This is a genomic window from Rhodococcus sp. NPDC077669 (assembly GCF_040686915.1).
GTDB classification, from domain to species: domain Bacteria; phylum Actinomycetota; class Actinomycetes; order Mycobacteriales; family Mycobacteriaceae; genus Rhodococcoides; species Rhodococcoides fascians.
In genome coordinates, this window is record NZ_JBFBMD010000052.1 from 1 (window position 1) to 4,815 (window position 4,815).

The window sequence follows — 4,815 nt, forward strand, 5'->3', positions numbered from 1 at the left end:
CACCACGCACTCGTCGGCACCGGCCCCGGAAAGTGGGCAACCACCAAAACCACAGCAGGACATCGCTATCCGGGCCGAACCCTGTGGCATCCACCAACAGGGATGGACCCCACACGCCGTGGGCTGATCAACCACGCACACCACCCAGAAGAAGTCCTCTACCCACCCGACCAGCACAACGACAACACCCGCGACACCGGCGACGAAGAACCACGACAACCCGCCTGACGACCCACACCACCACCACGGCACAGCTCTGCCTTCAACACAGCCTCGCCTCCCACACAGCCCGGCCCTCCCATACAGCCCGGCCCTCCCATACAGCCCGGCCGTCCCACACAGCCCGGCCTTCCGCTTTTCGTAGCGGCTGTCGCCTGTGATGCGGCTGGGTTAGGTTGCGCAACATCGGGGCACCCTCACCGCATGGCAAATTACAGAGTTATCGACCCGCACGGAACCGTCGTCGCCACCAAGGACATCACCAGTTCCGAGGACGCGCACGCCTGGTTCAAGGACAGCCGCGCCGACAACGAGGAGCTGGGCTGGCGCCTCGAAGTCGAGCACGACGGCGACTGGGCATTCTTCAGCGACTCGGAAGGCACCAAGGACTAGACCTTGTGCTTTCACACGACAATCGGGCGGTCCCAGTGATTCGCGGGACCGCCCGATCGTTGTGCGGGGGGACGGCAAACGACAGTGGGCAGCCCCTGTGCAGGAGCTGCCCACCTCTTGTCGCGGCGATGTCGCCGCCAGTTCTATTGGTCGGTCGTCGGTCGGGAGGTCGGAATCGTCGACTCGAGGTCGGCAACCTGCAGCAGGCGGGTCACCGATCGGCTTGCCACGATCGACCACGAAGCACCGATGCCAGCCGTGTATTCACGAACTGCATCGAAGACGGAGAGTCCGGCGATGCCGAAGAACTCGACATTGGACAGGTCGAGAGTCAGATGCCGTTTGCTGGACACGCGACTGCAGACGAAATCGGAGAACATCGGCGCGCTGAGCATGTCGATGTCGCCGTGGACGGCGACGACGAGTGAACCGTCGGTGCCGTCGTGCGCGGTGAAGATGGCTCCGGTTGCTGCAACGGACACGGACTTCTCCGCGACGCTCACCGAAGTGGTTCGAACTTTGTTGCCTCGTGATTCAACACTCATGGCAGATCCCATCGATCGGTCGAACTGAAGGGGAAACCGATCTACGCAACGGGAGCAGAATTCTTCGCCTGACCCGGGCGCACACTTCGCTGCGTTTCCCCGTGACCGGCTGTTAGCTCAACCACGGCCAACCCTACGGCACCGGCACGCTCGGAGTCCAGCATTGGCACAATGCGGGCCCCCACCAGCGGTTCGAACATCCCGATGCGAACGCGGGCTACGTGCGGGTGCTGTTTCCCAGGTCGGCGTGATGCTCGCGCATGGCTCCGATGAGCGCTTCGAACACTCGGTGGGCAGCGTCGAGATCCGAATCCGGTAGGTCCTCGAGCGCAGCGCTGGTGCGCGCTCCCAGTGGTCCGAAGAACCCGCGAGCAACCTCCATACCGTGCTCGTCGTAGCGAAGTATGACTTTACGTCGGTCCGACGCGTCGGATTCGCGTCGAATATGACCGGACGCGATCATCCGCTCCACCAGATACGTCATCGCCGCGGACGACAGTCCGAGCATCGTGCCGAGCTCACCCGCGGTGAGGGGCGCGCCCTCGACGTCGGCGACCATCACATGCAGCAGAGCGCGAAAGTCGTTGGGCCGCAAGCTGTGCAACGCACCGAATACCTGACCGATCTGTTCCGACACCGATGACAGCGCCCGAAGGTCCGCCGATATCGCGGATTCGAGGTGGTTTCGGTCGGTCATGGCGGTGGTAACTCCTTCGCTGCGGTCATGGTCAGACTACTGCCCGCAAGAGATTCAGTTGCTTAATATCTAAGTAAATGAGATTGTTTCTTCGTGGACAGCACCCGTACCGAGACCACCGCAGCCTGGGACCGCATCGCCGCGGCCGTGACGCATCGTCGATCGTGGGCGCTCGCCCTCGCCATTCTTATTCTCTCGATTGCCGTGATCGGGCTCGTCGGTAGCAACGATTCTGCCGGTCAGTCGCCGAACTCCTTGCCGACATCCGCCGAGTCGTACCAGGTGGACGAGCTGCTCTCCCAGTTCCCGGACTCCGACACCGCACCGGTGATCCTCGTTCTGAGCCGCGTCGATGGCGGTGACCTGACCCCGGCCGATATCGAGGCAGCCGCTGCTGCGCAGGCCAGGCTGCTCACCGTCGACCGGTCGGTGACCGACGAACCTGGACCCCCTCCGATCGTCGCACCGGACGGGAAGGCCGCAATCGCGTTCGTTCAGGTGAACTCGGAACTGTCCGGCTTCACCCTGAACGACCTGATCACAAGCCTCCGATCCGCGGCGACGGTCGGCCTACCGTCCGATCTCAACGCCCAGGTCACCGGCGGGCCGGCATTCGGAGCGGACATCGCCAACTCGTTCTCCGGGGCCAATTTCACGTTGCTCGCCGTCACCGCACTCGTGGTGGCAGTGCTCCTCATCGCCACTTATCGATCGCCCATTCTGTGGTTGGTTCCGCTTGCCGTCATCGGTTTCGCCGATCGGTTCGCCTCCACCGTCGGCACGGCCCTCGCCGAGGCGACCGGGCTGTCGTTCGACGGCTCGACCTCGGGGATCACCAGCGTGCTCGTGTTCGGCGCAGGCACCAATTACGCCCTGCTGCTGATCTCTCGTTACCGCGAGGAACTCCGCCGCGAGTCCGATCACCGGCTCGCGTTGCGCCACGCCGTCCGGAACGCGGGACCGGCCATCCTCGCCAGCAATGCCACCGTTGTCCTCGCACTGCTGACTCTGTTGCTGGCCATCCTCCCCAGCACTCGCAGCTTGGGAGCGCTGGCCGCGGCCGGCCTCGTCGTCGCATCGGTGTTCGTGCTGTTCGTACTGCCTCCGTTGTTGGCACTGTGCGGCCCGAAGTTGTTCTGGCCCTTCGTCCCCAAGCCGTCCGATCGCGATACCACCACCGAGGGCGTCTGGCATTCGGTGGCCGCCGGTGTCGCTCGTCGTCCGGTGGCGACCGCCTCCATCACCATCGCCGTATTGCTCGCCTGCTGCGCGGCCTTGGTCGGCACACAGATCGGGCTGTCGCAGACCGAGCAATTCCGGGTGACCGCCGAATCCGTCGAAGGATTCGACACTCTCTCGCAACACTTTCCGGCCGGATCCGCAGACCCGATCACGGTTCTCGCACCCACCTCGGATATCGACGGCGTCGTCGCCACCGTCCGGGACGTCGACGGCGTCGTCTCGGTGGATCGGGTCGCTGATTCCGGTACCGGACTGACCCGGCTGTCGGTGGTCACCGACGCTGCCCCCGCCTCCGACGAATCGTTCACCGTCGTCGAGAACCTTCGGTCCACCCTTGCGGGTGTCGACGACGCACGAGTCGGCGGCAGCGACGCCAAAGCACTCGACACCACCGACGCTGCCGCCCGCGATCGGCTCGTGGTGATCCCGGCGATCCTGGCGGTCGTTCTACTCGTGCTGTTGATACTGCTTCGCGCCGTCGTCGCACCGCTGATTCTCGTCGCCACCACGGTCCTGAGTGCCGTGGCCGCCATCGGTATCGGTAGCTGGGTGAGCCTGCACGTCTTCGGCTTTCCCGCGCTCGACGACAACACTCCCCTGTTCGCGTTCCTGTTTCTCGTCGCCCTCGGTGTCGACTACACCATCTTTCTGGTCACCCGGACCCGGGAGGAGACGGTTCGGCACGGCACCAGATCTGCGATCGTGCGGGCGGTCTCGGCCACCGGCGGCGTCATCACCAGCGCGGGAATCGTTCTGGCAGCAGTGTTCTGCGTCCTCGGCGTCCTCCCGCTGATCACCCTCACCCAGTTGGGAATCATCGTCGGCCTGGGCATTCTGCTCGACACCTTCGTGGTACGCACCGTCGTGATTCCCGCCCTGTTCACCCTCATCGGCCCGGGGATTTGGTGGCCGAGCACGATCGACAACGAGACGACCGCAACCAAGGAGCGAAATTCATGAAGGTACGTACGATGTTGAGCCGCACCGCAATTGCAGGAGCAGTCGCAGCAGGCGCCCTGCTCGGCGCGGCCCCGGCGCAAGCGCAACCGGTCGGCCCTTTGGGGTCGGTCGGTCTCGATCCACTGGCTCCGATCCCGTCACTCGATGTCGAACGGTACCTGGGCACCTGGAACCAGGTTGCCGCGGTGCCGCAGCCGTTCAACCTGATCTGCGCCCGTGACACGCAGGCGAACTACCAGATGATCGACGAATTCAACATTCGCGTCGAGAACACCTGCACCACCTGGACCGGCGGCGAGAACCGCATCGTCGGCAATGCTCGGGTCAACGACACCGTCACCAAAGCCCAACTGCACGTGAGCTTCCCGGGCGTCCCCACGCAGGAGAGCCAGGAGGGGCCGACCAACTACATCGTGGCCTACATCGCAGACGACTACTCGTGGGCCTTCGTCGGAAGCCCCAACCGCACGTCCGGATTCGTGCTCAAGCGCACGCCCGACGTCAGCGTCGAGCAGTTCCGCGAGATCCGCAGCGTCGTCGAATCGCTGGGCTACGACTCGAACTTCATCACCACGACGCCCACCCCGGGCGGCGCGACGACGATTCAGCAGCTCTCGACCGTGTAGTGCGGCGGAGCCGCAGTGGCGTGGTTATGTGCCGCAGAGGGGCTGTTGCATTTTGATGGTGGGGTGTCTCGAGTGTCGAGGCACCCCATTGTCGGTGGTGCGGGACAATGTGTTGGTGGCGAAGGGTTATCGA

The 4,815-nt window shown here is 64.3% G+C and carries 5 protein-coding genes and 1 pseudogene; 4 read left to right on the forward strand and 2 right to left on the reverse strand.

Features of this window, described 5'->3' with window-relative positions:
- A pseudogene (locus tag AB0P23_RS25310) lies at positions 1-228 on the forward strand (HNH endonuclease); the annotation flags it as partial.
- 195 nt (positions 229-423) lie between these two features.
- Positions 424-612: a hypothetical protein gene (locus tag AB0P23_RS25315; protein ID WP_027495777.1), complete on the forward strand. Its 189-nt coding sequence runs from the start codon at positions 424-426 to the stop codon at positions 610-612.
- Between the two features lie 143 nt (positions 613-755).
- Here the strand turns inward: AB0P23_RS25315 and AB0P23_RS25320 are convergent, their stop codons facing one another.
- Together AB0P23_RS25320 and AB0P23_RS25325 are read right to left on the reverse strand one after the other, a co-directional pair.
- Positions 756-1,094, reverse strand: a complete 339-nt coding sequence (locus tag AB0P23_RS25320) for an STAS domain-containing protein (RefSeq protein WP_230073692.1) — start codon at positions 1,092-1,094, stop codon at positions 756-758.
- Positions 1,095-1,374: 280 nt separating this feature from the next.
- Entirely contained in the window at positions 1,375-1,854 is a 480-nt protein-coding gene (locus AB0P23_RS25325; protein WP_032371734.1) for a MarR family winged helix-turn-helix transcriptional regulator, read from the reverse strand.
- 147 nt (positions 1,855-2,001) lie between these two features.
- Between AB0P23_RS25325 and AB0P23_RS25330 the strand changes: the two genes are divergently transcribed.
- Together AB0P23_RS25330 and AB0P23_RS25335 are read left to right on the forward strand one after the other, a co-directional pair.
- Positions 2,002-4,056 (forward strand): MMPL family transporter, encoded by a 2,055-nt coding sequence (locus AB0P23_RS25330; protein WP_230073745.1) that lies wholly within the window; start codon positions 2,002-2,004, stop codon positions 4,054-4,056.
- Positions 4,053-4,682, forward strand: a complete 630-nt coding sequence (locus AB0P23_RS25335; protein WP_080729391.1) for a lipocalin family protein — start codon at positions 4,053-4,055, stop codon at positions 4,680-4,682. Before AB0P23_RS25330 ends, AB0P23_RS25335 begins: the two co-directional genes overlap by 4 nt.
- Positions 4,683-4,815: the final 133 nt, after the last annotated feature.